The organism is Mesorhizobium sp. WSM4844 (assembly GCF_055811775.1).
Map to the genome: position 1 here is coordinate 84,136 of NZ_JBVVQB010000017.1, position 23,300 is coordinate 107,435.

Sequence of the window (23,300 nt, forward strand, 5' to 3'; positions counted from 1 at the left end):
GCCGAGGGTGAGGCTCCCGACACCTGGATAGATCGGGCACGCGCAGCGGCCCGACAGCTTGAGGCAGGCGGACCGGTATTCGATATCTCCAGGGTCCGTGATGTGAGCCCCGAAGCACGCGAGGCGGAGCGCTGGCAGGCCTATGTGTCGCGACTGGGAACCCAGCCGGGCATCATCGTTGCCGAACAAAAGGTGCGCGATGGCCAATTCTATATTGCCGGCCTGAGAGACCCGCTTGCCGCCGACCCGCAGGCTTTGCTGTCCGGAACGCAGGTCGATCCCGCCCGCGTTCATTCGCAGTGGCAATTCTATCAGAGCCTTGATCCGGAGTTCGTGCTGAAGCGGCTAACGGCGTCGCTGACCCCGCCGAAATCGGTTCGGCTTTCGATCGTCGAGGATCGCATCGTTGCCGAGGGTGAGGCTCCCGACACCTGGATAGATCGGGCACGCGCAGCGGCCCGACAGCTTGAGGCAGGCGGACCGGTGTTCGACTTCTCCAAGGTTCGTGATGTGAGCCCCGAAGCACGCGCGGCGGAGCACTGGCAGACTTATGTGTCGCGTCTTGAGGCCCAACCGGGAATCATCGTCGCCCAACAAAGGGCGAGTGGCGGGCATTTCTATATTTCCGGCCTGAGAGACCCGCAGGCCGCAGACCCGCAGGCTCTGCTGTCCGGAACAGGGGTTGATCCTGCTCGCGTTCATTCGCAGTGGCAATTCTATCAGAGCCTTGATCCGAAGTTCGTGGTGAAGCGGCTGATGGCGTCGCTGACTCCGCCGGATTCAGTACGATTTTCGATCATCAAGGATCGCATCGTTGTCGTGGGCGAGGCTCCTGCCGCCTGGATAGATCGGGCGCGGGTCGCCGCCCAACAACTGGCCGCGGACGGACTCTCTCTGGAAATTTCCGAGCTGCGCGAGGTGACCCCTCAGGAACTCACGCATTTGAGGGAGGCTATTCAAGCGGTCGACATTTTCTTCGATTCTGGCAAGGCTGTACCGGGACCAGAGCAACTGCCAGTTCTCGACCAATTGGCGAATCAATTGAAGGAATTGGCCAAGGACGCCCGCAAGGCAGGCGTAACAGCACAGTTCATGTTGACCGGCCATTCGGACGCCGTGGGCCGTGAGACGGCCAACGCGTCGATCAGCGCCGCCCGCGCCGAGACAGTTCGTGCGCTTCTCAAGAAGCGCGGCGTTGCTCCGGAATCGCTTTTGGTTCGCGGCGCGGGCACTTTTGAGCCGGCGGAGACTGAGAATAGCCGAACCGGGAGCTCCGCCAATCGCAGAGTTTCGGTTACGGTAAACTTCCACTAGGGCCCAGGTTATTGCAAAAAAAGATCTGCATGTTGGGCGGGTTCGCTGTCGGAAAGACGAGTCTGGTTCGCAGGTTTGTGCAAAGCATCTTTTCAGAAACCTACTTGACCACGGTGGGAGTGAAAATCGACAAGAAGAGTGTTGTACTGCCGGATAAAACCGTGGATCTGATTTTGTGGGATTTGGCCGGCGAAGACGATATCGGCTCATTCCGCGTCAGCTATGTGCGAGGTGCGAGCGGGCTCGTGCTTGTCGTCGATGGAACCCGCGCCGCTACTCTTGCCGTGGCGCTCACGCTGCGCGAGCGGGCCGAGGCCGAATTCGGCGCCATGCCGTTCGTATTACTGTTCAACAAATCCGATCTGGCCGATCGGTGGGCAATATCGGATAGTGAGATTAACGAACTGAGGCAACTTGGATGGCAAATCTATCTGACAAGTGCGCTTTCGGGTGAACATGTTGATGATGCGTTCCGCCAGCTTGCTTCGATGGTCACCGAATAGACCATGCGTGGATTGCCAAGAGAAGTCAGAAGCTGGATTTACGATTTCTTCTCCAACGAGCACTCTGTCGCATATCTGAAAATTGACGCCCAGCTTTGCATAGCTGAGAAGGGCGGCAATGTTGAACATTACGGCCTATCATCACTTTGCCTTGGCAAGCCCGTAGCCGAGCAGCTTGCATTCATGGAAGGCTTGCTGCCTTGCCCGGAGCTTCCATACCATATGGCCATGGTCGAACTGCCCAGCGGGCGTGTCGCGGACCTTCATCTTTTTGCTGGCAATGCCTGCGTATGGCTGCTCTTTCTTGACGCAACTGCCGAACGCGACAACAGGCAGCGGCTTCAACAAAAGGCTTATGAAATGACACTCCTGCAAGAAAGGGAGCGTCAACTCAACGAAAAATTACAGCTGACGAACGAGGCGTTGCGGCAGAGCCAGGAGGGATTGTCGCGTGAATACCAGCGCGCCGAAAGCCTGCTCCTCAACATTCTTCCGGCGTCGATCGCGGAGCGGTTAAAAGCGGACGAACAAATTGCAGACAACCATGCTGACGTGAGTGTGCTTTTTGCCGACATCGTCGGATTTACGGAAAGAGCGCGGAACGTCGGAGCCGAGGTAACGCTGGCTATTTTGAACTACTTCTTCAAGGCGGCGGATCTGCTCTCGGAACGAGACGGCTGCGAAAAGATCAAGACGATAGGCGATTGTGTGATGGTGGTCGCTGGCCTGCCCGTCGCGCGATCCGATCATGCAGAAGCCCTCGCGCACTATGCACTTGAACTGCGCAAGGCGGTTAAGCACGAACGCTTCGCAGGAGAACCGATAAGACTCAGAATTGGAATTCACTCAGGGCCAATCGTCGCGGGCGTCATAGGCAAAAGGCGGTTTGCCTATGACCTTTGGGGCGAGACCGTTAATCTCGCCGCACGTATTCAAACGTCAGCGGAGCCCGACGAAATCCGTATTTCGGATGCAACTCGCAAACTTCTTGGACCAAATTTTGCTTGCGACCCTCTCGCGGAAACGGAATTGCGCGGTACAGGTCGTGTGCGAATGTGGCGGCTCCCGGCCTGATTTGCCGGGCTACTTCACGTCCGATTTAATAAACTGCTGCAGTTCCGGGGTCTTCGGCCTGCCGAAGAGTTCAACCGAAGGCCCCTCTTCCCAGATCTTTCCGTGATGCATGAAAATCGTTGTGGTCGCCACCCGGCGGGCAAAACCCATCTCGTGGGTGACGAGCAGCATGGTCATTCCGTTACGGGCGAGCGTTTCCAGCACGTTCAGCACCTCCTCGGTCAGTTCCGGATCGAGCGCCGACGTCACCTCGTCGAACAGCATCACCTTGGGACGCATGGCGAGCGAGCGGGCGATCGCCACGCGCTGCTGCTGGCCGCCGGAAAGCTGGTCGGGATAGGCGTCGAACTTCTCCGACAGGCCAACCATGCCGAGAACCTCCTCCGCAGTGGTTTTGGCTTCAGCTTTCGACACCAATTTGACGATCCGCGGCGCCAGCATGATGTTTTCGCCCACCGTCAGGTGCGGAAAGAGATTGTAGCTTTGGAAGACGATGCCGACATCGGTGCGCAGCTTGCGCAACTCTTTCGGGTCTCGGCCAACGGCGTGGCCGGCAACTTCGATGCGGCCGGAATTGATCTTTTCCAATCCGTTGATGCAGCGCAGAAGCGTGCTTTTTCCGGAGCCGGAGCGGCCGATCAACGCAAACACATCGCCCCGATTGACGGACAGCGAGACGCCCTTGAGGACTTCGACAGCTCCGAAGCTCTTGTGGACATTATCAATATGCACTTCCGGCATGAAGCCTCCTTTCCAGCAGACGCGACAGCTGGGACAATGGATAGCAGACGACAAAGTAGAGAGCCGCGACTGCGAGAAAAACGCGGAACGGCTGGAACGTCGCGTTGTTGATGAGTTGCCCGGCGCGGGCGAGTTCAACGAAGCCGATGATTGAGGTGATCGACGTGTTCTTGACCACCTGCACGGCAAAGCCGACGGTGGAAGGGAGCGCGATGCGTAGGGCCTGGGGCAGGATGACGTAGCGGTATTGCTGGGCTCGCGTCATCGCCAAGGATTCCGACGCCTCCCATTGCTGCTTGGCCACGGCCTGAATGGAGCCGCGCCAGATCTCCGCAAGGTAGCCCGAGGCATAGATCGTCATCGAAACGCCGGCTGCGACCAGGGGCGGCATTTGAAAGCCGGCGAGGCTGAGGCCGTAATACGAAAGAAACAGGATCATCAGCACGGGAATGCCCTGGATGACCTGGATGTAGGTGGCGGCGGCAACCCGCACGGCCTTGCGTGTCGAGGTCCGCGCGAGTGCAATGATGAAGCCGATAAAGCCGCCACCCGAAAGCGCAATGACGGTCAAAAGGATCGTCCACTGCAGCGCCGAGACAAGGAAACCGAATTCGCTGAAGCCGAAAGTCCGGAGCGTCATGCCTGCACCTCCGCAAGGGAGGCCGTCGCCTTGCGCGCCACACGGCGCCCGAACAGGCCCCAGCCGACGAGCGCCAGTATCGCGCGCAACGCCAGGGCGAGAGCCAGATAGATCAGCGTCACGACGATATAGACTTCGAACGAACGAAAACTTTGCGATTCGACAAAGGCTGCGGAAGCGGCGAGTTCCTTGGTCGAAATCGCCGAGCAGATGCTTGAAGCAAGCATCATCAGGACGAACTGGCTGCACAGCGCCGGATAGACCTTGGCAATTGCCGGCATGATGATGACATGGCGATAGATTTGAAAGGATGTGAACCCGAGGGCTTCGCCCGCCTCGATCTGCGACTTGTGGACGGCTTCTATGCCGGCTCGGATAATTTCGGTCGAATAGGCGGCGAGGTTTATCGTCATGCCGATCAGCGCCGCCGTCGTTGCACTAACCCGCAGACCAACGCCGGGTAGTCCGAAATAGATGATGAAAAGCTGAACCAGGAATGGCGTGTTGCGGATGATCTCGACATACGCATCGACCATGAGCCGCACTGCCCGGCCGTGCATCGAACGCAGCGACGCGAGAACGATGCCGAACGAACTTCCCATCACGATGGAGGCGGCGGACAACATGATCGTCAGCCATATCCCGGCGACAATCTCGTCGGTGTATTGCGCGATAGCGCCGAACTGGAATGTGTAAGACATTCTTGGTCCTCGATCGGAACGTCACCAACGAATTTGCCGGACGCAGATCGTCCGGCAACCTTTCGTGAGATCAGAACAAAGGCAGTTGCGGCATCGCGGTGCCCGTCCACTTCGTCGCGATGGCGTCAAGTTCGCCGGAATTCTTCATCAGATAGATCGCGGTGTTGAGCCACTGGTGCACCTCGAAATCCTGGAGCGTGGTAGCCATGGAGTTGCCTTGCCGGAAAAAGGTGAAGCCGACCTGCAGACCGGCGTCCGGCCGCTGCTGAATGATGGCGTTGGCAACCGTAGAGGGGAGCGCGGTCGCATCGACCTGGCCGGCGAAGAGCGCCTGAGCGGTTGTCGAATCGTCCTCGAACACGACGATCTCGAGCCCCGGCACGGCGACCCGCCGCAATGCGGCTTCCTGCGACGAGCCCCGATTGACGCCAACGCGTTTGCCTTCGAGCTCTGATAGCTGGGCGAATTTCTGATCTGGGCCAGACACGATCACCATGTTGAAGGCACTGTAGGGCTGGGTGAACATGACGGTCTTGGCCCGTTCTCCGGTAGGCGCCAGTGTGGCCACCAGGAAATCGACCTTGCCGGTTTGCAGGGCTGGGATTCGCGACGGCGGCGTCAGCGGAACGAGTTCTGCCTTCACTCCAAGATAACCGGCAATGAGGTTGGCGACGTCGACGTCGTAACCCGTCGGATTGCCGCTTTCATCGACCATGCCCATCGGAGGCGCGCCGGTCACGACGCCGATTCGGACGCTGCCGCGTGACGTAATCTCTTCCAGAGTGATGGCGCTGGCGGGCGCGTTGGCCATCGCTAGCATTGGGACGGCAAGGCTGATCGCGGCGAATATTGCGCGGATTTTGACAAGTGGTTTCATGGTGTTCTCCTCCGTGAAAGATCCCGAGGCGCCGACTGCGAGGCGCCTATCAAATATGTCCGTGCATCCACCGGCATTGACACGATCGGACAGATGGCTGTGTCTGCTCCTAGAGCTTCGATGTTGGAAAATTGGATCTGCACACTGCCCTTGGCGACCGACTGCACAAGGCGTTCTCCGCGGGCCTTAGCCCCGCATTTGCGAGCGTGCCGATCTCATTTCTCCTCCAACCGCCCTATATTGATGTTATCGATAACATGATGTCAAGTGCCCAGCGAGTGTTTCATGGATTGTTAGCCCCAAATCCGCGAAATGCAGGAGATTCGCGGCTTGGTTGCGCGTCTAAGGGACATTCGCTTCGGCGACTCCCCGATCTTGGCTCTACCTCGATGGTCGAGTTGTAACATTGTCGAGCAGTCGCAGACGCCCGAGATGGCTGACCGTTCTGCTGCAGTGTCAGCCCAGTTTGGATCCGTTAGCGGTAAGATAGACGGCATAAAGCGAAGTCGTCGCGCAGATGAAGAGTCGATTGCGGCGAGTTCCGCCGAAAGTGACGTTCGCGACGGTCTCGGGAATACGGATCTTGCCGATTAGCGTTCCGTCCGGATCGAAGCAGTGAACCCCATCACCGGCGCTGGTCCAGACGCGGCCTTTCGTGTCGATCCGGAAGCCGTCGAAAAATCCGCTGGCGCATTCGGCAAAGACGTCGCCGCCGCTCAGCCTTCCTTCGTCGCCGACGCGGAACTTCCGGATGTGACGGGGTCCGCGCTCCAGGTGCGTAGCGCCCGTGTCGGCGACATAGAGCAGTTTTTCGTCGGGGGAGAACGCAAGGCCGTTGGGCTTGACGAAGTCGTCGGCGACTCGACTGACCGCGCCCGTCGCCGCATCGACCCGGTAGACATGGCAGCCGCCGATCTCTTCCTCGCCGTAATCGCCCTCATAGTCGTGCATGATGCCGTAGGGCGGATCCGTGAACCAGATCGCGCCGTCCGACGCAACCACGACGTCGTTCGGCGAGTTGAAGCGCCTGCCTTCGAACCGGTCGGCAACGATCGTGATCGCGCCATCGAACTCCGTCCTTGTCACCCGTCGCGCCAGGTGCTCGCAGGTGACAAGCCGCCCCTGTTTGTCGACCGTGTTTCCGTTGCCGTTATTGCAAGGCTGGCGGAACACCGAGACCGAGCCGTCGGTCTCATCCCAGCGCATCATCCGGTTGTTCGGAATGTCGGACCAGATGAGGTAGCGGCCCGGCCCGAACCATGCAGGGCCCTCCAGCCAGCGCCCGCCCGACCAAAGCCGCTCGACGCGCGCGTGCCCGACGAAGCAGGCGGCAAATCGCGGATCGAGCATTTCGAAACCTGTATCCTCAATCTCTCCATACACTGGGTTAAGTTCTCCTGGTTACTGGAGCGGCAACGGGCACTTGACCGGCGTGCATCGATCTCGTGCGGCGGCGGCGCGACGGCTGTTGCCAGCGCGGTATGATAGCGATAACATACATGTCGTAGCCTGATTTCCAAGGGGGCATGCATGAGGACAGGCGCGCGATGAATCCATGGCACGCTCCGTCGTTGGCGTGCGTCCCGCAACCGGCTTGCGGAGCGCCATGATGCCCAAGGAACTGAACGCCAAATCTCCCGAGAACCAGGTGCCGACGATGCTTGACGTGGCCCGCCGGGCCGGCGTCTCGGCGATGACGGTTTCGCGAGCACTCAAGAAGGACGGCCGCGTCTCGGATGCAACGCGTGAACGGATCCTGACGGCGGTAAACGAGCTTGGTTATGTGCTCGACCAGTCCGCCGGAAGCCTGTCATCACGCAAGACCGGGTTTGTGGCCGCGATCATTCCCTCGATCAACAATTCGAATTTTGCCGACACCGCCCGCGGCATCACCGACGAACTGGAGAATACGGGTCTTCAGCTTCTGCTTGGCTACACCGACTACACGGCGGAAAAGGAAGAAAGGCTGATCGAGGCGATGCTTCGCCGCCGTCCGGAGGGCATTATCCTGACTGGCGGCACACATACCGATCTGACGCGGCGCATGTTGGAAAGCGCGGGCATTCCGGTGGTTGAAACGTGGGAATTGCCGCCAAAGCCGATCGATCAGGTCGTCGGCTTCTCAAACGAGGAGGCGATGGCGCTGCTCGTCAGGACATTGGCGAAAAAAGGCTACCGGAAATTCGGCTATATCGGCGGTACGACGTCACGGGATACGCGCGGCAGCCAGCGGCGGGCCGGCTTCGTCAAGGCGATCGAGGAACTCGGCCTGCCGCCCGGCCGCCTGGTTTCATTCGGCGTGCCTCCAATTTCGATCGAGCAGGGCGGACAGGCGGTCGTCGGCATGCTGGAGCGCTGGCCGGATACCGAGGTCGCGCTGTGCGTCTCGGATTTGTCGGCGTTTGGTGCGGTGATGGAGTGCAAGCGCCGGGGCATCCGGGTTCCGCAGGACATCGCGATCGCCGGCTTCGGCGATTTCGAGATTGCAGCTTACTGCCATCCGACACTCACGACGGTGAACGTGGACTGCTACGGCATCGGCAAACAGGCAGCACGCAAGCTGATCCAGTCGATCAAGGGCGAGGACAACGGCTTGTCCCAGGAAATTATCTTGACCAGCTACAAGGTGGTGGAGCGGGAAAGCGCCTAACACTCAACCATTCCGGCGATAGAGGCCGCACCATGGCGATGTTCCGCGAAACCGTAAGTCTGAGCCATGACGGCGCAATGAAGGCGCTGAGCGCAGGCATGGCGCCAGCAAGCGCAATGGGTGCGGGCGCGATTGGCGTTGGATCGGCAAGCGGCGAGCAGGACATCGACGTCGCGCGCCGCCCTGGCAGCGATCGGCGCCGCTATGCTGTGAGCGGCTCGCTCCGGTAGCGCAGCCCTTCAGAAGGCGATCTGGACCTTCATCGACTTGTTGCGGTCGCCGGCGATCTCGAAGGCTGCGACGGCTTCCTTGAGCGGATAGATCCTTGTAAGCAGCGGTTTCACATCCACCCGGCGGCGGTTGATCAGGTCGACGGCGAGCGCGAACTCGTCGTGGAAGCGGAACGTGCCGCGCATCTCGATTTCCTTCGCGACGACGAGATTTTGCGGGATCGCCAGGTCGCCGCCGAGCCCGAGCTGCATCAGCACGCCGCGCGGCCTTAGAACCTCAAGACCGGCGCGAACAGCGCGCTCGTTGCCCGACGCCTCAAACATCACGTCGAAATATCCCTTGTCGGCGTTGTAGGCCGCCAGCTTGTCGGCGTCGGTCGCGACGTTGATCGTGCGATCGGCGCCGATTTCCGTGGCTGTTTTCAAAACGCCGGCCATCACATCGGTTGCGACGATTTCCCGTGCCCCGTGCGCGCGGGCGGCGATGATGCAAAGCGCCCCGATCGGCCCGCAGCCCGTGACGAGAACCCGCTTGCCCAACAGCGAACCCGCCCGGTTGACGGCGTGCAGCGTAACCGCGAACGGCTCGGCGAAGGCCGCCTCGTTGATCGAGACGTGGTCTGCTATCCGGTGGCACTGCGAGGCGTCGGCGACCAGCCGTTGGCGGAATGCTCCCTGGATATGCGGCATCGGCATGGCGCTGCCGTAAAAGCGCATGTTGAGGCATTGGTTCTGCTGGCCCTTAAGGCAATAGCGGCAGGCATTGCACGGCCGGCTTGGCGAGACCGCAACCCGATCGCCTGTCTCGAGGCAGGAAACCCCCTCCCCGACCGCCCTGATCGTGCCAGCGACTTCGTGGCCGAGGATCATCGGCTCGCGCAGCCGGATCGCGCCGAAGCCGCCGTGGTTGTAGTAATGCAGGTCGGAGCCGCAGATGCCGCCGGCCTCAATGGCGATCTCGACCTGTCCGGGTTCGAGCGCGCCGGGGTCGGTTTCTTCGATCCGCAGATCCCTTGCGGCATGAATGACGAGCGACTTCATGGACGCTCCTCCTAAACGACCGGCGTCAGCAGGGCCTGCCCGCTGAAATGGGCGGCGAGATTGTCGCGCACGAGCTTGCCCATCGCCTTTCTTGTTTCGACCGTGCCGCTGGCGTGGTGCGGCTGCAGCACGACATTGCCGAGCTTCAGAAAGCGCTCGTCGATCGCCGGCTCGTTCCAGAAGACGTCAAGCCCCGCTCCCTTGATCGTTTTCGATTCCAGGGCTGCGAGCAGCGCCGTTTCGTCGACCGTGCTGCCACGCGAGATGTTGACGAGAATGCCGTCAGGACCGAGCGCTTCAAGGACGGAGGCGTTGATGATGTCTTTTGTGCTTTCGCCTCCGGCGAGTGTTACGATCAAAAATTCGCTGTCGCGCGCCAAGTCCACGAGGTCGCCGACATAGGTGTAAGGTAGGTCGCCGCGCCTGTTGATGTCGTAGTACGAGATGGCACAATCGAAGGCGGCCGCGCGCTTTGCCACCGCGGCGCCGACCCGGCCCATGCCGACAATGCCGAGCTTTTTGCCGCAGACGCGGGTAACGAGTTGCATATTGCCCTTGGTCCAGCTTCCGTTCCGCACATAGGCATCCGCCTGAGGGATATTACGCGCCACCGATAGCAGAAGAGCGATGCCGATGTCGGCGACGTCTTCGGTAAGCACATCCGGCGTGTTGGTGACCCGGATCCCGTTCGCCCTGGCGTGGCCGAGGTCTATCGCGTCGGTGCCCACTCCGTAGCAGGAGACGATCTCCAGCTTGGGCAGCCTTGCCATGAGCGCGGCGCTCGCGCCCAGTTCGCCGCGGGTTGCGATGGCGCGGATGGCGTCGGCCTTTCCGGCGAGCAGCGCGTCCGTGTCCGTCGCCTCCCAGAGCTTATGCATCCGGTATTTTGCTTCCAGGTCTTCCATGTCCCAGGCGGGGTAAGGGCCTATCATCAGGATGTCGGTCACCGGCTGGTCTCCTCCGAATTTTCACCTTTTCTATTGACTATGTTATCGATAACATCCATGTCAATAGGGTAGAAAGGCGGAGCAAGAAAATCGGTTCGCCTGGAATCGTTTTGCCTTGCAGGGAGGTTGGAGTGAGTTCGCTCTTCGATTTGACTGGGCTTCGAGCCCTGGTTACCGGATCGAGCCAAGGCATAGGCCTGGCGCTGGCCGAGGGTCTGGCGCGTCATGGCGCGACAATCGTACTCAACGGCCGCAACGCCGACAAAGTCGCGGAGGCGGCTGGAATGCTCGCCGCGAAGGGCTTCAAAGCCGATGGCGCGGTGTTCGACGTCACCTCAGCAGAGGCTGCCGCAAAAGGCGTCGCCGACATCGAAGCCAATCTTGGGCCGATCGATATTCTCGTGAACAATGCTGGCATGCAGTATCGCGCGCCGCTCGAGGATTTTCCGGTCGACAAATGGGATGAACTCCTGCGCACCAACATTTCGAGCGTCTTTTATGTCGGTCAGGCGGTGGCCCGGCACATGATCCCACGCCAGAAAGGCAAGATCATAAACATCGCCTCTGTGCAGAGCGAATTGGCCCGGACCAACATCGCGCCGTATACCGCCACCAAGGGCGCCGTGCGCAATCTGACGCGCGGCATGTGCGCGGACTGGGCCAAACATGGCCTGCAGATCAACGCGATCGCGCCCGGCTATTTCAAGACCCCGCTCAATCAGGCTCTGGTCGAAAATCCGGAGTTCTCGGCCTGGTTGGCCAACCGCACGCCGGCGGGAAGGTGGGGCAATGTCGACGAACTGGTTGGCGCGGCGGTCTTCCTCGCCGGCCCGGCTTCGTCATTCGTCAACGGTCATACGCTTTATGTCGATGGCGGCATCACGACCTGCCTCTGAGCCGGCCCTCATCGTGGTGATGGGCGTCAGCGGCTGCGGCAAAACCAGCATTGGCGAGGGCATCGCCGCGCGCCTGGGCATCGGATTTGTCGAGGGCGACGCGCTGCATCCCATCCAGAACGTCGAGAAGATGTCGGCCGGCGTTCCGCTTGACGACGCCGATCGCTGGCCTTGGCTGGACCTTGTCGGCAGGGCGCTGCGTACGGCGCAAGGCGATGGCCTTGTCGTCACCTGCTCGGCACTCAAGAAAGCTTATCGGGATCGCCTTCGCCAGGCGGCCGGAGGCGATCTGGTCTTCGTGTTCCTGGAAGGATCGCACCAATTGCTGCGGCAACGGATCGGCGAGCGGCGCGGCCACTTCATGCCACCCTCGCTGCTGGACAGCCAATTCGCGACGCTGGAAGATCCCACGGCCGAGCAGGGCGTGGTCACGGTCAACATCGCCGCGACGGTGGACGCGATCACAGACGCCGCTTGTGCACTGCTGGCGGAGACGGGGATCGGGGTGCAGGTTCAGCAAATGAAGGGAACGTGAGATATGTCGCAAGTCCCAGCAAAAATCGCCGTCATCGGCGCCGGCATCATGGGCTCGGCGATCGCGTCCCGGCTTCTCGAGGAGCGGCAGGCGGTGACGGTGTTCGATCTCGACAGCGCCAAGGTATCCGCTCTTGCCGGTAAAGGCGCAGTATCCGCCGCCTCCGCTGCCGCCGCGACGCAGGCAAGCGATTTTGTCATCCTCAGCCTCAACCACGCCAACATAGTGCGTGCCGCGGTCTTCGGCGCCGAGGGCGTCGCTGAAGCAGCCGGACCCGGGAAGATCCTCATCGATATGTCGTCCATCGATCCGGTCGATACCGCGCAATTGTCGAAAAAACTTGCTGACGAAACCGGCATGAAGTGGGTGGACTGTCCGCTTTCGGGCGGCGCACCCGGCGCGCTTGCGGGCCGCCTGACGGTTATGGCCGGCGGCGACAAGGCCGATTTCGAGCGCGCCCGAACCGTCATGCAGCATCTTTGCGCGAACTACACGCTGATGGGCCCGAGCGGCGCCGGCCAGACGACCAAGCTGATCAACCAACTCTTTTGCGCCGTGCTGTTCCAGGCGGTCGCGGAAGCCGTGAAACTGGCCGAAGCCGGAGGCGTCGATGCAGCACTAATTCCCGCAGCGCTCGCCGGCGGTCGCGCCGATTCCAACATCATGCAGGAGTTCATGAAGAAATTCGCCGCGCGCGATTTTTCGCCGACCGGCCGGATCGACAACATGCTGAAGGATCTCGATTCCCTCCAGGCGTTCGCGCTGAAGACGAAGACTCCGCTGCCGATGACTGGGCAGGTCGTCGAAATTCATCGCCTGCTTTGCGCGGCCGGTCTCGGAGCCCGCGATTCCGCCGAAATGATGCGCCTGCTCGATGGCATGCGCCAGGACTGACGCATGATTTACGCGGGCGGCGCTTGACTATCCGGGTATGTTATCGATAACATATGCTTAATAGCTTTGGGAGGAGCGTGCGTGTTCGGGAACAAGCTGGTCGAGTTTCAGTCGATTACCAAGGAGTTCGGCGGCACGCGCGCGCTTTCCGACGTATCGCTTGATCTGCATGAGGGCGAAATTCTCGCCCTGCTGGGAGAGAACGGCGCCGGCAAATCGACGCTCATCAAGACGCTCGCCGGCATCCACCGGCCGGATGGCGGACGCATCCTGTTTCGCGGCGAGCCGTATCAGCATCGGCCCCCGCGTCCCAACCAGCGCCAGCAGGTCGCCTTCATCCACCAGGACCTCGGCCTGATCGAATGGATGTCCGTCGGCGAGAATGTCGGGCTCGCTCAGGGGTTTTCGCTCCGCTCGGGCCTTATCGACTGGCGCACGACGGAAGAGCGGGCCCAGGCCGCGCTCAGCCTCGTCGGCTGCGATTTCGATCCGACGACGCGGGTCCAGGACCTCACCCGGACGGAAAAGTCGCTCGTCGCGATCGCCCGAGCGCTGGCAACCGAAGCCGATGTGCTCGTGCTCGACGAGCCGACGGCGAGCCTTCCCGCCGACGAGGTCGACCGATTGTTCGACGCGCTTCGTCCCCTGAAGCAGCGCGGCGTCGGCATGATCTATGTTTCGCACCGACTCGACGAGATTTTCCGCATCGCAGACAGGGTAGCCGTGCTGCGGGACGGGAAGCTGGTCGGCCAGAAGAAGGTAGCCGACACAAAGCCGGACGAACTGGTGGAAATGATCGTCGGGCGACCGGCGAGCCAGATCTTTGCCAAGGCGGCCACCAAGGCGGGCTCGACGATCTGTGCGGTGCGCGACCTGGTTTGCGCGGGAGCCGGGCCGGTTTCCTTCGACGTCCGCCGAGGTGAAATGCTCGGCCTTGTCGGGCTGCGCGGCGCCGGGCAGGAACTCATCGGGCGGACGCTCTTCGGCTGCACAACTTTTGCGGGCGAGATTTCCATCGACGGCAAAACGCCTGATCTCTCCAGTCCCATTGCGGCGATGCAAGCCGGAGTCGGTCTCATCGCCCGCGATCGCACCGAGGAGTCGATCGCGGCTGCACTCTCAATCCGCGAAAACATTTTTATCAATCCGGGCGCGGCCAGGCGCAGCCTGTTTTCCTTTCTCGCAGGCCACAAGGAGGCGGCACTTGCTCGGGCGATCGGCGACACGGTCGGCCTCAGGCCCAACGATCCGGACCTGCCGATCGAGGCGCTGTCCGGCGGCAACCAGCAGAAGGTCGTCGTCGGCCGTTGGCTTCATACCGGCCGCAAGCTGCTCATCGCCGAAGACCCAACCGCCGGCGTCGATGTCGGCGCGAAGGCCGAGATTTACCGGCTGATCAGGCGGGCGCTCGAAGCCGGATTGGGCGTCGTCGTTGTTTCGACCGACTTCGAGGAGATCGCCCATATCTGCCACAGGGCGCTGGTCTTTTCCCGCGGGCAGATCGTTCGCGAACTCGCCGGCGATGAACTCACGACATCCGCCGTAATCACCGCCGCATCGGCATCCGAAGCCGCCTGACCGACCCGGAGCAAGACCATGCAATCCATCGAATCCACCGCTCTCGAGCCGACACGGGGCGAAATGACCGGCCTGCCGGCGCGGCAGAAGCTCATCAGGCTCGTCCCAGTCTACGGGCTCGTCATCCTCACACTCATGCTGATCGTGCTGTTCTCAATCCTGCTGCCGAAAACGTTCCCGACACTGCTCAATTTGCGCTCGATCGTTTCCGACAAGGCGATCATCGCACTGCTGTCGCTGGCCGCCATGATCCCGATGGCTTCGGGCCGCATCGACCTGACCGTCGGCTACGGAATAGTATTGTGGCACATCCTCGCCATCAGCCTGCAGACCATGCTGGGTATCCCCTGGCCCCTCGCCGTGATGATCGTCCTGTTTCTCGGCGCCGGTACGGGCTTCCTGAACGGGCTCCTCGTGGAAGTCGCCCGGATCGATTCCTTCATCGCCACGCTCGGCACGGGAACCGTGCTCTATGCGCTTGCCCTTTGGCACACCGGCGGGCGGCAGGTGGTCGGTGTCCTGCCCGACGGGTTCTATGCGCTCAACGGCACCATGCTGTTCGGCCTGCCGATCACCGGCTTCTATGTGCTGGCGATCGCCGTCACGTTGTGGATCGTGCTGGAATATTTGCCGATCGGCCGCTACGTCTATGCGATCGGCGCCAATCCCAAGGCGGCTGCCCTCAACGGCATTCCCGTCCGGCGCTTCGTCATCGGGGCTTTCGTCTCATCGGGGTTTCTCACCGCACTGACGGGCGTTCTGCTCGCTTCCAAACTGCGCATCGGCCAGGCGAGCGTCGGCCTTGAATATCTGCTGCCGGCGCTTGTCGGTGCGTTCCTCGGCTCGACCACCATCAAACCCGGCCGGGTCAATGTCTGGGGCACGATGATTGGCGTCGCCATCCTCGCCGTCGGAATTTCCGGAATCCAGCAATTCGGCGGCTCCTTCTTCGTTGAGCCTCTATTCAACGGCGTGACGCTTCTCGTCGCGATCGGCATTGCCGGATACGCGCAGCGCAAACGGGGCGCCGCGGCAAAACTGCCGCGAAAGCCAAATCCGTCCGGAAGCTAATAGTCCAGACAGTCGATCAGGATCTTAAGAGCAGGGAGTAGGGTTATGCAGCGCAGGAACTTCTTGAAATCATCGGTGGCAATGCTGTCGGCCGCCATCGTGGCCCCGGCAATATTTGCCGACCAGGCGCGGGCCGATGCGATGGCCGACGCCATGGCGATCGTCGAAAAACACGCCCAGAAAGTTACGGCCTGGGATGGCCCGACCTCCGGCCCGAGGGCCCAGGAAGGCAAGACAATCGTCGTTCTTGCCGGCGACCTGAAGAATGGCGGCATCCTTGGGGTGACGACCGGCGTCGAGGAAGCGGCCGAGGCGATCGGCTGGGAGGTCAAGGTAATCGACGGCGCCGGATCGATCGGAGGCCGCACCGCCGCCTTCGGCCAGGCCATGGCGCTGCAGCCAAGCGGCATCATCATCAACGGCTTCGACGCGGTCGAACAGGCACCGGCGATCGAGCAGGCCAAGGCCGCGGGCATTCCGATGGTCGCCTGGCATGCCGGGCCGACGATCGGCCCGGACGACAAGATCGGGCTCTTTGCCAATGTCTCCACCGACGCCATGCAGGTTTCAGCCGCGGCCGCGAACTGGGCCTACGCAGACGCCAAAGGAAAACCCGGAGTCGTGATCTTCACCGATTCCACCTATGCGATAGCCATCGCCAAGGCCGATCGGATGAAGGAAGAAATCGAGAAGCTCGGCGGGACCGTGCTCGAATATGTCGACACGCCGATCGCCGAAACGTCGCAGCGCATGCCGCAGCTGACCACCTCACTGCTGCAGAAGTACGGCGACAGCTGGACGCATTCGCTGGCCATCAACGATCTCTATTTCGACTTCATGGGCCCCTCGCTCGCGGCAGCCGGCAAGACGGGTACCGACGCGCCGATCAATGTCGCCGCCGGCGACGGCTCGGAATCGGCCTATCAACGCATCCGCGCCGGCCAGTTCCAGAAGGTGACGGTGGCCGAACCGCTCAACCTGCAGGGCTGGCAACTGGTCGACGAGCTGAACCGCGCGATCGCCGGTGTAAAATGGTCCGGCTACCTTTCGCCGCTCCATGTCGTGACAGCGGACAACGTCGAATTCGACGGCGGGCCGAAGAACAGCTTCGACCCCGACAATGGCTATCGCGACGAATACAAGAAAATGTGGAGCAAGATGTAGGCGCAGGCCGTAGCGGGCGCATCGGGAAGATGCGCGCGCTACGACTCACCCGGCCACAGCAGCCCACCTCAACCGATCCGGCGGTCGCGCGGCCTCGCGGCCGCACCGGGAAATGTTGCAGGCCGAAACACCGGAGAAACCATGATCATCCGATACGCGCTCTTCGAAGGCGAAATCCATAGCGGCAGGGAGGCTGAGTTCCGCCAGTTCGTGAAAGACCGGCTTGTCCCGCTCTGGACGCAGTTTCCCGGAGCCGAGGAAATCCGCATCCTCGACGGAACTATCCGCGACGAAGGCGCCCCGGCCTACGCAATGGCGCTGGCCATCCGCTATCCGGATATGGCGGCCTGCGAATTGGCGCTTCAGTCCCCCATCCGGTCCGAAAGCCGCCAAGTTACCGGAGAGCTGCTGAAGATGTTCACCGGACGCGTTCACCACCACGTGTTCGACGCGAGCGAATACGTGCCGACACGTGCACCTGAAGAATGAGCGGGCGGTAAGCAGAGATCGGCTTGGCGTCATGGGACGCCATCTTCCGCTCGGTTTTCCACAGCGGTTTGCCTTTTGTCGACGTGGCAAGCCGAGCTGGTGAGACAGCCGCACACCACCGCGGACCAGATCTAAATCGGCGATCCTGTCCGGCGCTGCATCGGCACGCGTCAGCGCGATGAAGATACTTCGGTATCCGCACGCGCCATCCTCCAGATGTTGCGCTCGAGCAGGCCGCACAGGGATTGGTGACATAGCTGACGTTGCTGCTCGGCAAGACGCAGCAATTTTGCTAAGATCGGCTGTGGGAGGAGACGGGCATGCAATCGCTGCCGATAGCCGATCCTGGCGTAGCCAAGACGACAGCCGACGCATCGCTTCCACTCGCCTATTCCACCGCGACGCTCTGCTGGCTCCTGTCCGCCGGCGTCTACATCGCAGCCAAGTGGGTCGCCCCCGAGATGCCGCCTTGGGCGCTCTGCTTCTGGCGGCTGGCGCTCGCCTGCGCGATCCTGCTGCCTATCGTCCATCATCATCACGGGGCGATGCTCGCACTGATCCAGTCCCGGGCGATCGAGGTGCTGGCCATCGGCGCCATCGGGCTGACCCTCTGTCAGGGCATGATCTACACGGGCCTCAATTACACCGACGCGACGACCGCCGGCATCATCATGGCGCTGTCGCCGATCATGACCATGGTGCTTGCCCGCTTCGTGCTCGGCGAGCCCCTCGGCATCTGGAAGGCGCTTGGCGCGCTGCTCGCTCTGGTCGGGATGGTGGTGATCGTGGCGCGCGGCGACCTGACCGCGCTGATGCGGCTCCAGTTCAATCCCGGAGAGTTGTGGATCGTCGGCAGCGCGTTTTGCTGGGGCCTCTACACCGTGCTGCTGCGTCGCGCCAAATTCGCCATCGAACTGCTGCCGACGGTGGTCCTGCTGCTGGGGGCCGGCGCGCTGGCCGCACTGCCCCTCTATCTCTGGGAGCTGTTTTCCGGCGAGCGTTCGGCGCTGCATGCGAACGGCCTTCTGGCACTCGCCTATGTCGCTGGCCCGGGCGGCGCGCTGATGTATTACCTCTACAACCGCAGCGTCGAGACGCTTGGCGCCGGGCGCGCCAGCATGCTGCTCTATCTGCAGACTGTCTTTGTCGCCGTGCTCGCTTATCTTTTCCTAGGCGAAAGCTTGCACGACTACGACCTCGCCGGCGCCGCCTTTATCGTCGCCGGCCTGCTGCTCGCCACCGCGATCAAGCCGAGGCAGCGCACGGCCCATGTCGCGTAGGGATACCTCTCCCGCTACGCCTCTCACCTTCTGAGATACAGGCATAGTGTCGTCGGCGCCAGGATCGCGGTCAGCGCCACCGGCGCGATCAGGGCGAGGACGACCTGACTGAGTGTCGCCCCGCCACCCATCAACCCGCGCAGCGCCGTCGTCATCAGCGACACCGGATTGACTTCGACGAAGGCCCGCAGCCAGTCCGGCATGGTCCCGGGGTCGACCATGATGTTTGAGGCGAAGACGAGCGGAAACAGGAAGGTAAAGCCGAGCGTCATCACTGTGGTTGGCGTTCGGATCAGCAGGCCGAGCACGATGAATACCCAGCCCATGCCGAACCCGATGGCGATCAGCATGGCGAAGGCGGCAAGCACGCCGAGGATGCCCGCCTCCGGCCGGTAGCCGAGGATCAGCCCGATGGTGAGGATGATCGAGGCGGCAATCAAATGGCGCAGGATGTCGCCCACCATCAGACCGGCGAACGGAGAGAGCGACCAGATCGGCAGCGATCGGAAGCGGTCAAACAAGCCCTTGCCGAGGTCGGTCGACAATCCCATGCCCGAATAGACTGCGTTGAACACCACGGTCTGAACCAGGATGCCGGGCAGGAAGAACTGCAGGTATTCGCCAGGCGAACCGGCGAGCGCACCGCCGAAGACGAAGGTGAACAGCAGCGTGAACATGATCGGAGTCATCACCAAGTCGAACAGTTGCTCCGGCACATGCTTGAATTTCAGCACCGCGCGCCATCCGAAGACCAGCGCGTTGGAAAGGGCTGATGGGGACCTCGGTCGGGCGACCCTTTGCAGCCGATGCAGGGATGTCGTGTCGATCATGGCTTGTCGTCCTTCCGGCTTTCACCCAGGCTCGGCTGGCCCGTCAGCGCGAAGAAGACCTCCTCAAGGCTGGGTTGGCCCATGGAGAAATCCGACAGTTCGATGCCGGCAGCGACCAGGTCGGCGAGCGCCTCGTTGGCGGCCTTCGCCGTGCCGGCAAGGACGGAGAGTTCCGCGCCCTCGGCACTGCGTTGGACAGGGTGCTCCAGCCGGCGTTCCAGGATCGACGCCGCCTGGTCCAGCCGCGCAACATCGGCGAGCGCGACATGGAGAAACCCGGAGCCGGTGGCCGCCTTCAATTCGCGGCTGGTGCCCTCGGCAATCTTCCTGCCGTGGTCGATGACGGCGATGCGTGCCGCGAGTTGATCGGCCTCTTCGAGATATTGCGTGGTGAGCAGGATGGTGACGCCGGCCTCGGCGAGGCCGCGGATCATGCCCCAGACATCCTTGCGGGCGTTCGGATCGAGGCCCGTGGTCGGCTCATCGAGGAACAGCACGCCCGGCGTGACGATCAGCGAGGCGGCTATGTCGAGCCGCCTTCGCATGCCACCCGAATAGTCCCTCACCTGCTTCGTCGCCGCTTCGGACAAGCCGAAAGCCGCGAGCAGGTCGTCCGCACGGGCTTTCGCGGCACGACCGCGAAAACCCCAGAGTCGGGCGAGCAGGACGAGGTTCTCCCGGCCCGTCAGGTCCTCGTCAAGCGAAGCGAACTGCCCGGTCATCGCGATTGCCGCACGGACCTCGTGCGGGGCCTGCACGAGATCGTGCCCCATCACGGTCGCGGAGCCGGCGTCGGGGCGCGACAGCGTCGCAAGCATCCGCATCAGCGTTGTCTTGCCGGCGCCGTTCGGACCCAGGATAGCGAAAATAATGCCGCGCGGCACATCGAGGTCGATACCATCGACGGCACGCAGCTTGCCGAAGGTTTTGACCAGGCCGCGGGCGGAAATGGCTGACTGGGCAAGGCCCGTGGCGGGCACAGCCATAGGAGAAGTATCGTTCATGCAATCATCCGGCAGTCGCAAATGAAGGCCAACCTCGGCGCAATGGCTGCGTCGCCAGTTCCTCTGCAGGCTCATGAGCTTACCGTCTGGCTTATCCTCATGCCAGAGGCTCCGACCATCTGCCCGGCCGCCGAACTGTAGCGCCGGTCAGATCATATGTCGGCTACGCCCCTGGGGTTTTCTCACTCGATCACGGCACAGGCCTGACGTTTTCCGGCATCGCCGGCAGGCTGGCTTTTGTAGTCGTCCTGCCCACCGTGGATCATCAATGCCTTGCCTCGTATCGCCGTTTCCCCACCATCCAGCTTGACCATGCTGTTGAAAACCTGAGCACGCAAAACGCCGTCGGCGCCGACCCGCTGATTTGGCATATCGCCCGCGTGCGGGCCTTTTCCGGCGAGATATCCATGTTCGGCATTCGTCGGATTGAAGTGTCCACCGGCCGAGTCATGGCCGGTCTGATGATCGCACTTTCCGGTCTCATGAACATGGAACGCAACCAATTCGCCCGCCGGCAGTCCCGTCACCTGCAACTCTATCAGCACACCCTGCGCCGTCTCGGTCAGCGTGGCCGTTCCATTCTTCTCGCCAGCCATGTTGACGAATTCGGCTTTCGCGGTCGCGGCGTCCTGAGCCGCTGCAGGCATCGCGACCGCCAGCGCCAACCCTGCTGTTGCAACCAATTTTCTCATCGACTCGGCCTCCGGTTGTCCAAGGCATCCAAACAACAAAGGGGCCTCTTCGTTCCATTTGGGAATTGAGTTTTTGTCTCCGGCACGGTCGATGTGCCTCTGTTACACCAATTCGAAGAGTTGCGCGGTTTGCCAGCCCGCAAGCAGTATGATGAGAGTGCCAACGAGCCTGAGAAGCGTCTTTTCTGCGATCGACTTCACCATCAATCCGGCCATCGGCGCTGCGATCACCCCGCCAAGGACCAAGCCGGCAACGGCGATCAGATTTTCTGCCAGTGCTCCTGCCTCCGCCCAATGGCCGGTCAATAACGCAAACAGGAAGGTCAGGGACACCGACAGCGTGGTAAGGAACTCGGTGGCATTTACCGTGCCAATCACGTAGCGGGGCGTCCCGCCAAAACCGAGAAGGCCCGTCGTCACGATGGGTCCCCATCCGCCACCCCCTGCCGCATCGAGAAATCCACCACCAAGCCCAAGCGGAGGCACCGCGGCTGCAGGGACCGGCTTGCTTGGTATCCGTCGGAAGGAACGGAACAGGAGCCAACCTCCGACGAGCGCAAGATATGTGGTCACATAAGGCTTCATGATTGCCCCCTCAAACGAGGTGAGCACAAAAGCGCCGAGAACGCCGCCGAGCACGCCAAACGGCATCAGCCGCCAGAAAAGCTTCCAGTCGATATTGCGGTGATAGAGGTGAGCCGAACCCGAGGCCGCCGTGGTAAACAGCTCGGCCGCGTGAACTGAAGCCGAAGCATGTGCAGGAGACACGCCGAACCCCAGTAGTGTTGTCGAGCAAATCACGCCGTAGGCCATGCCGAGAGCGCCGTCCACAGCCTGAGCTAAAAACCCTACGATCGCAAAAAGAAGGAATTCTTGCATTTGGCTCTCCAACAAAGCGCTGATATACTCGACGAAAGAGGAACCCGCTGCCGATAACGCATGCAATCTTCACGCTTTTACAACTCACCAAACGCCTGGCATCGATAATGGGACGACGAACGGGAAACTGTCCACCCGATCGGCGCCTTTCTCCGCACCCGGCGCGTGGCGATGCTTATTCACGACCAGGCGCGGCTCTCGACTGACGTGATGGCTTTGTGTCGCGCTTTGGCGTCAGTTCCGCCTCGGGCCGGTCGCTCAGTCGTTGCTTGAGGATGTCAATGAGGCTGACGGTGACCGCAATCACTGCAGGGCCGAGGACGAGACCGGATGCTCCGAAGAGGACGATGCCACCGACAGCACCGACAAAGGCCACCACCGTGTGGAGCCGCAGCCGGTTCCCGACAAGTATCGGATAGAGCAGATTGTCGATGCCGGCGACAACCACGCCGCCCCAGACGGTCAGGATCGCCGCGCTCGCCCAAGCCCCCTCCAGCGCGAGATAGATCGCTGCCGGCACCCAGATCAGGAATGCGCCGAGCACCGGCACGATGGCAAGAAATCCCATTGCCAGGCCCCAGAACACCGGAGTGGGCAGGCCGAGCCACCAGAAAATCAGGCCGCCCAGAGTCCCCTGCACAGCGGCGACAAGCACGGTGCCTATCAGGATCGCATGTACAGTCTCGGCAAGGCGGGACAGCGTGTATGCCGTCTCCGCGGTACGCAGGGGCGAAAGACGCTCGATCCCGCGCAGGGCGGATTCACGGTCCCGCAGAAAATAGAACAGCAGATAGAATGTCAGCACGAACATCACGGCCTGATTGATCGAGCCGCGCAACAGCGATGTGCTTTGTGCCGTCAGCCATTGAACAAATGCGGCCACCGTGCCGGCCGGATCGATTTGGTTCTCGATCCACTGGGCAACCGCCGAAAGCCTGGGATAGCCCGACACGAAGACATCTGTGTTCCAGCCCCGGATGACCTCCTCCAGGTAGGTGGCGCCGTTTACCGCCTCGCGAACAAGCTGCTGTGCCACGAAGATAAGCGGCAGGCCGACCGCCACCGCCGCGATGCTGACAGACATCAGTGCAGCCAGGTTCTTGTTCCTGAGCCTTTCCTCGACCTGTCGATGAGCCGGATACAGGATGATTGCCAACACCACCGCCCAGGTCAATGCGGGCAAAAAAGGCAATGCCAGGAGATAACAGACATACAGGCCGATCGCCGTCGCGGTGACGATGCCGAGCAATCTCATTTGCTTCATATCGGG

The 23,300-nt window shown here is 61.7% G+C and carries 26 protein-coding genes; 13 read left to right on the top strand and 13 right to left on the bottom strand.

The window, feature by feature from the left end; genetic code table 11:
* The coding region (locus tag AC0L2A_RS16065) for a hypothetical protein (RefSeq protein ID WP_473609582.1) at positions 1-294 on the bottom strand (294 nt) is incomplete at its 3' end.
* A 39-nt stretch (positions 295-333) separates the two neighbouring features.
* Here AC0L2A_RS16065 and AC0L2A_RS16070 point away from each other — a divergent pair.
* The 3 genes from AC0L2A_RS16070 to AC0L2A_RS16080 are packed head-to-tail and all read left to right on the top strand — an operon-like array spanning position 334 to position 2,891.
* Entirely contained in the window at positions 334-1,314 is a 981-nt protein-coding gene (locus AC0L2A_RS16070) for an OmpA family protein (RefSeq protein ID WP_473609583.1), read from the top strand.
* 29 nt (positions 1,315-1,343) lie between these two features.
* Positions 1,344-1,817: a Rab family GTPase gene (locus tag AC0L2A_RS16075; RefSeq protein WP_473609618.1), complete on the top strand. Its 474-nt coding sequence runs from the start codon at positions 1,344-1,346 to the stop codon at positions 1,815-1,817.
* 3 nt (positions 1,818-1,820) lie between these two features.
* On the top strand, positions 1,821-2,891 hold the full coding sequence (locus AC0L2A_RS16080) for an adenylate/guanylate cyclase domain-containing protein (protein WP_473609584.1): 1,071 nt from the start codon (positions 1,821-1,823) through the stop codon (positions 2,889-2,891).
* A 9-nt stretch (positions 2,892-2,900) separates the two neighbouring features.
* Here the strand turns inward: AC0L2A_RS16080 and AC0L2A_RS16085 are convergent, their stop codons facing one another.
* The 5 genes from AC0L2A_RS16085 to AC0L2A_RS16105 form a co-directional block, all read right to left on the bottom strand.
* Positions 2,901-3,632, bottom strand: a complete 732-nt coding sequence (locus tag AC0L2A_RS16085; protein ID WP_473609585.1) for an amino acid ABC transporter ATP-binding protein — start codon at positions 3,630-3,632, stop codon at positions 2,901-2,903.
* Complete coding sequence (locus AC0L2A_RS16090) at positions 3,613-4,272, bottom strand: amino acid ABC transporter permease (protein WP_473524982.1); 660 nt, start codon at positions 4,270-4,272, stop codon at positions 3,613-3,615. Before AC0L2A_RS16090 ends, AC0L2A_RS16085 begins: the two co-directional genes overlap by 20 nt.
* Positions 4,269-4,973 (bottom strand): amino acid ABC transporter permease, encoded by a 705-nt coding sequence (locus AC0L2A_RS16095; RefSeq protein ID WP_473609586.1) that lies wholly within the window; start codon positions 4,971-4,973, stop codon positions 4,269-4,271. The genes AC0L2A_RS16090 and AC0L2A_RS16095 overlap by 4 nt, the downstream gene beginning before the upstream one ends.
* Positions 4,974-5,043: 70 nt before the next feature.
* Positions 5,044-5,850: a transporter substrate-binding domain-containing protein gene (locus tag AC0L2A_RS16100; protein ID WP_473491014.1), complete on the bottom strand. Its 807-nt coding sequence runs from the start codon at positions 5,848-5,850 to the stop codon at positions 5,044-5,046.
* Positions 5,851-6,306: 456 nt separating this feature from the next.
* Complete coding sequence (locus tag AC0L2A_RS16105; RefSeq protein WP_473609588.1) at positions 6,307-7,233, bottom strand: SMP-30/gluconolactonase/LRE family protein; 927 nt, start codon at positions 7,231-7,233, stop codon at positions 6,307-6,309.
* Positions 7,234-7,507: 274 nt separating this feature from the next.
* Between AC0L2A_RS16105 and AC0L2A_RS16110 the strand changes: the two genes are divergently transcribed.
* Together AC0L2A_RS16110 and AC0L2A_RS16115 are read left to right on the top strand one after the other, a co-directional pair.
* Positions 7,508-8,500: a LacI family DNA-binding transcriptional regulator gene (locus AC0L2A_RS16110; protein WP_473609620.1), complete on the top strand. Its 993-nt coding sequence runs from the start codon at positions 7,508-7,510 to the stop codon at positions 8,498-8,500.
* A gap of 32 nt (positions 8,501-8,532) precedes the next feature.
* A complete protein-coding gene (locus AC0L2A_RS16115; RefSeq protein ID WP_473609589.1) occupies positions 8,533-8,730 on the top strand; it encodes a hypothetical protein in 198 nt (65 codons plus the stop codon).
* Positions 8,731-8,739: 9 nt separating this feature from the next.
* Here the strand turns inward: AC0L2A_RS16115 and AC0L2A_RS16120 are convergent, their stop codons facing one another.
* Positions 8,740-9,771 carry an L-idonate 5-dehydrogenase gene (locus tag AC0L2A_RS16120; protein ID WP_473609590.1) on the bottom strand — a complete coding sequence of 344 codons (1,032 nt, stop codon included), beginning with the start codon at positions 9,769-9,771 and terminating at the stop codon, positions 8,740-8,742.
* An 11-nt stretch (positions 9,772-9,782) separates the two neighbouring features.
* On the bottom strand, positions 9,783-10,703 hold the full coding sequence (locus AC0L2A_RS16125; RefSeq protein ID WP_473609621.1) for a 2-hydroxyacid dehydrogenase: 921 nt from the start codon (positions 10,701-10,703) through the stop codon (positions 9,783-9,785).
* A gap of 146 nt (positions 10,704-10,849) precedes the next feature.
* Between AC0L2A_RS16125 and AC0L2A_RS16130 the strand changes: the two genes are divergently transcribed.
* The 8 genes from AC0L2A_RS16130 to AC0L2A_RS16165 all read left to right on the top strand — a co-directional run bounded on the left by AC0L2A_RS16130 (position 10,850) and on the right by AC0L2A_RS16165 (position 18,625).
* Positions 10,850-11,614, top strand: a complete 765-nt coding sequence (locus AC0L2A_RS16130; RefSeq protein WP_473609592.1) for an SDR family oxidoreductase — start codon at positions 10,850-10,852, stop codon at positions 11,612-11,614.
* The gene (locus AC0L2A_RS16135; protein ID WP_473609593.1) at positions 11,583-12,149 is read left to right on the top strand and encodes a gluconokinase; all 567 of its coding nucleotides are present in this window, start codon (positions 11,583-11,585) and stop codon (positions 12,147-12,149) included. Before AC0L2A_RS16130 ends, AC0L2A_RS16135 begins: the two co-directional genes overlap by 32 nt.
* Before the next feature lie 3 nt (positions 12,150-12,152).
* A complete protein-coding gene (locus tag AC0L2A_RS16140; protein WP_473609594.1) occupies positions 12,153-13,043 on the top strand; it encodes an NAD(P)-dependent oxidoreductase in 891 nt (296 codons plus the stop codon).
* Positions 13,044-13,124: 81 nt separating this feature from the next.
* Positions 13,125-14,621 (top strand): sugar ABC transporter ATP-binding protein, encoded by a 1,497-nt coding sequence (locus AC0L2A_RS16145; protein ID WP_473609596.1) that lies wholly within the window; start codon positions 13,125-13,127, stop codon positions 14,619-14,621.
* 18 nt (positions 14,622-14,639) lie between these two features.
* Positions 14,640-15,692 (top strand): ABC transporter permease, encoded by a 1,053-nt coding sequence (locus AC0L2A_RS16150; protein WP_128168922.1) that lies wholly within the window; start codon positions 14,640-14,642, stop codon positions 15,690-15,692.
* Between the two features lie 45 nt (positions 15,693-15,737).
* Positions 15,738-16,856, top strand: a complete 1,119-nt coding sequence (locus AC0L2A_RS16155) for an ABC transporter substrate-binding protein (protein WP_473609597.1) — start codon at positions 15,738-15,740, stop codon at positions 16,854-16,856.
* A 141-nt stretch (positions 16,857-16,997) separates the two neighbouring features.
* On the top strand, positions 16,998-17,345 hold the full coding sequence (locus tag AC0L2A_RS16160) for a hypothetical protein (RefSeq protein WP_023797999.1): 348 nt from the start codon (positions 16,998-17,000) through the stop codon (positions 17,343-17,345).
* Positions 17,346-17,665: 320 nt separating this feature from the next.
* Complete coding sequence (locus tag AC0L2A_RS16165; protein WP_473516574.1) at positions 17,666-18,625, top strand: DMT family transporter; 960 nt, start codon at positions 17,666-17,668, stop codon at positions 18,623-18,625.
* Positions 18,626-18,648: 23 nt separating this feature from the next.
* Here the strand turns inward: AC0L2A_RS16165 and AC0L2A_RS16170 are convergent, their stop codons facing one another.
* The 5 genes from AC0L2A_RS16170 to AC0L2A_RS16190 all read right to left on the bottom strand — a co-directional run bounded on the left by AC0L2A_RS16170 (position 18,649) and on the right by AC0L2A_RS16190 (position 23,285).
* On the bottom strand, positions 18,649-19,455 hold the full coding sequence (locus tag AC0L2A_RS16170; protein ID WP_473516573.1) for an ABC transporter permease: 807 nt from the start codon (positions 19,453-19,455) through the stop codon (positions 18,649-18,651).
* Entirely contained in the window at positions 19,452-20,459 is a 1,008-nt protein-coding gene (locus AC0L2A_RS16175) for an ATP-binding cassette domain-containing protein (RefSeq protein ID WP_473516572.1), read from the bottom strand. The genes AC0L2A_RS16170 and AC0L2A_RS16175 overlap by 4 nt, the downstream gene beginning before the upstream one ends.
* Before the next feature lie 182 nt (positions 20,460-20,641).
* Entirely contained in the window at positions 20,642-21,151 is a 510-nt protein-coding gene (locus AC0L2A_RS16180) for a superoxide dismutase family protein (protein ID WP_027153182.1), read from the bottom strand.
* Between the two features lie 102 nt (positions 21,152-21,253).
* Positions 21,254-22,030 carry a sulfite exporter TauE/SafE family protein gene (locus AC0L2A_RS16185; protein ID WP_023798004.1) on the bottom strand — a complete coding sequence of 259 codons (777 nt, stop codon included), beginning with the start codon at positions 22,028-22,030 and terminating at the stop codon, positions 21,254-21,256.
* 175 nt (positions 22,031-22,205) lie between these two features.
* The gene (locus tag AC0L2A_RS16190) at positions 22,206-23,285 is read right to left on the bottom strand and encodes an AI-2E family transporter (protein ID WP_473609622.1); all 1,080 of its coding nucleotides are present in this window, start codon (positions 23,283-23,285) and stop codon (positions 22,206-22,208) included.
* Positions 23,286-23,300: the final 15 nt, after the last annotated feature.

Excerpts from the sequence above, each read along its gene's own strand:
- AC0L2A_RS16075 (WP_473609618.1), top strand. The coding sequence starts at position 1,344 with ATGTTGGGCGGGTTCGCTGTCGGAAAGACGAGTCTGGTTCGCAGGTTT.
- AC0L2A_RS16085 (WP_473609585.1), bottom strand. The coding sequence starts at position 3,632 with ATGCCGGAAGTGCATATTGATAATGTCCACAAGAGCTTCGGAGCTGTC.
- AC0L2A_RS16115 (WP_473609589.1), top strand. The coding sequence starts at position 8,533 with ATGGCGATGTTCCGCGAAACCGTAAGTCTGAGCCATGACGGCGCAATG.
- AC0L2A_RS16095 (WP_473609586.1), bottom strand. The coding sequence starts at position 4,973 with ATGTCTTACACATTCCAGTTCGGCGCTATCGCGCAATACACCGACGAG.
- AC0L2A_RS16100 (WP_473491014.1), bottom strand. The coding sequence starts at position 5,850 with ATGAAACCACTTGTCAAAATCCGCGCAATATTCGCCGCGATCAGCCTT.
- AC0L2A_RS16140 (WP_473609594.1), top strand. The coding sequence starts at position 12,153 with ATGTCGCAAGTCCCAGCAAAAATCGCCGTCATCGGCGCCGGCATCATG.
- AC0L2A_RS16175 (WP_473516572.1), bottom strand. The coding sequence starts at position 20,459 with ATGAACGATACTTCTCCTATGGCTGTGCCCGCCACGGGCCTTGCCCAG.
- AC0L2A_RS16120 (WP_473609590.1), bottom strand. The coding sequence starts at position 9,771 with ATGAAGTCGCTCGTCATTCATGCCGCAAGGGATCTGCGGATCGAAGAA.
- AC0L2A_RS16190 (WP_473609622.1), bottom strand. The coding sequence starts at position 23,285 with ATGAGATTGCTCGGCATCGTCACCGCGACGGCGATCGGCCTGTATGTC.
- AC0L2A_RS16180 (WP_027153182.1), bottom strand. The coding sequence starts at position 21,151 with ATGAGAAAATTGGTTGCAACAGCAGGGTTGGCGCTGGCGGTCGCGATG.
- AC0L2A_RS16165 (WP_473516574.1), top strand. The coding sequence starts at position 17,666 with ATGCAATCGCTGCCGATAGCCGATCCTGGCGTAGCCAAGACGACAGCC.
- AC0L2A_RS16110 (WP_473609620.1), top strand. The coding sequence starts at position 7,508 with ATGCTTGACGTGGCCCGCCGGGCCGGCGTCTCGGCGATGACGGTTTCG.
- AC0L2A_RS16155 (WP_473609597.1), top strand. The coding sequence starts at position 15,738 with ATGCAGCGCAGGAACTTCTTGAAATCATCGGTGGCAATGCTGTCGGCC.
- AC0L2A_RS16125 (WP_473609621.1), bottom strand. The coding sequence starts at position 10,703 with ATGATAGGCCCTTACCCCGCCTGGGACATGGAAGACCTGGAAGCAAAA.
- AC0L2A_RS16185 (WP_023798004.1), bottom strand. The coding sequence starts at position 22,030 with ATGCAAGAATTCCTTCTTTTTGCGATCGTAGGGTTTTTAGCTCAGGCT.
- AC0L2A_RS16150 (WP_128168922.1), top strand. The coding sequence starts at position 14,640 with ATGCAATCCATCGAATCCACCGCTCTCGAGCCGACACGGGGCGAAATG.
- AC0L2A_RS16080 (WP_473609584.1), top strand. The coding sequence starts at position 1,821 with ATGCGTGGATTGCCAAGAGAAGTCAGAAGCTGGATTTACGATTTCTTC.
- AC0L2A_RS16090 (WP_473524982.1), bottom strand. The coding sequence starts at position 4,272 with ATGACGCTCCGGACTTTCGGCTTCAGCGAATTCGGTTTCCTTGTCTCG.
- AC0L2A_RS16160 (WP_023797999.1), top strand. The coding sequence starts at position 16,998 with ATGATCATCCGATACGCGCTCTTCGAAGGCGAAATCCATAGCGGCAGG.
- AC0L2A_RS16135 (WP_473609593.1), top strand. The coding sequence starts at position 11,583 with ATGTCGATGGCGGCATCACGACCTGCCTCTGAGCCGGCCCTCATCGTG.
- AC0L2A_RS16170 (WP_473516573.1), bottom strand. The coding sequence starts at position 19,455 with ATGATCGACACGACATCCCTGCATCGGCTGCAAAGGGTCGCCCGACCG.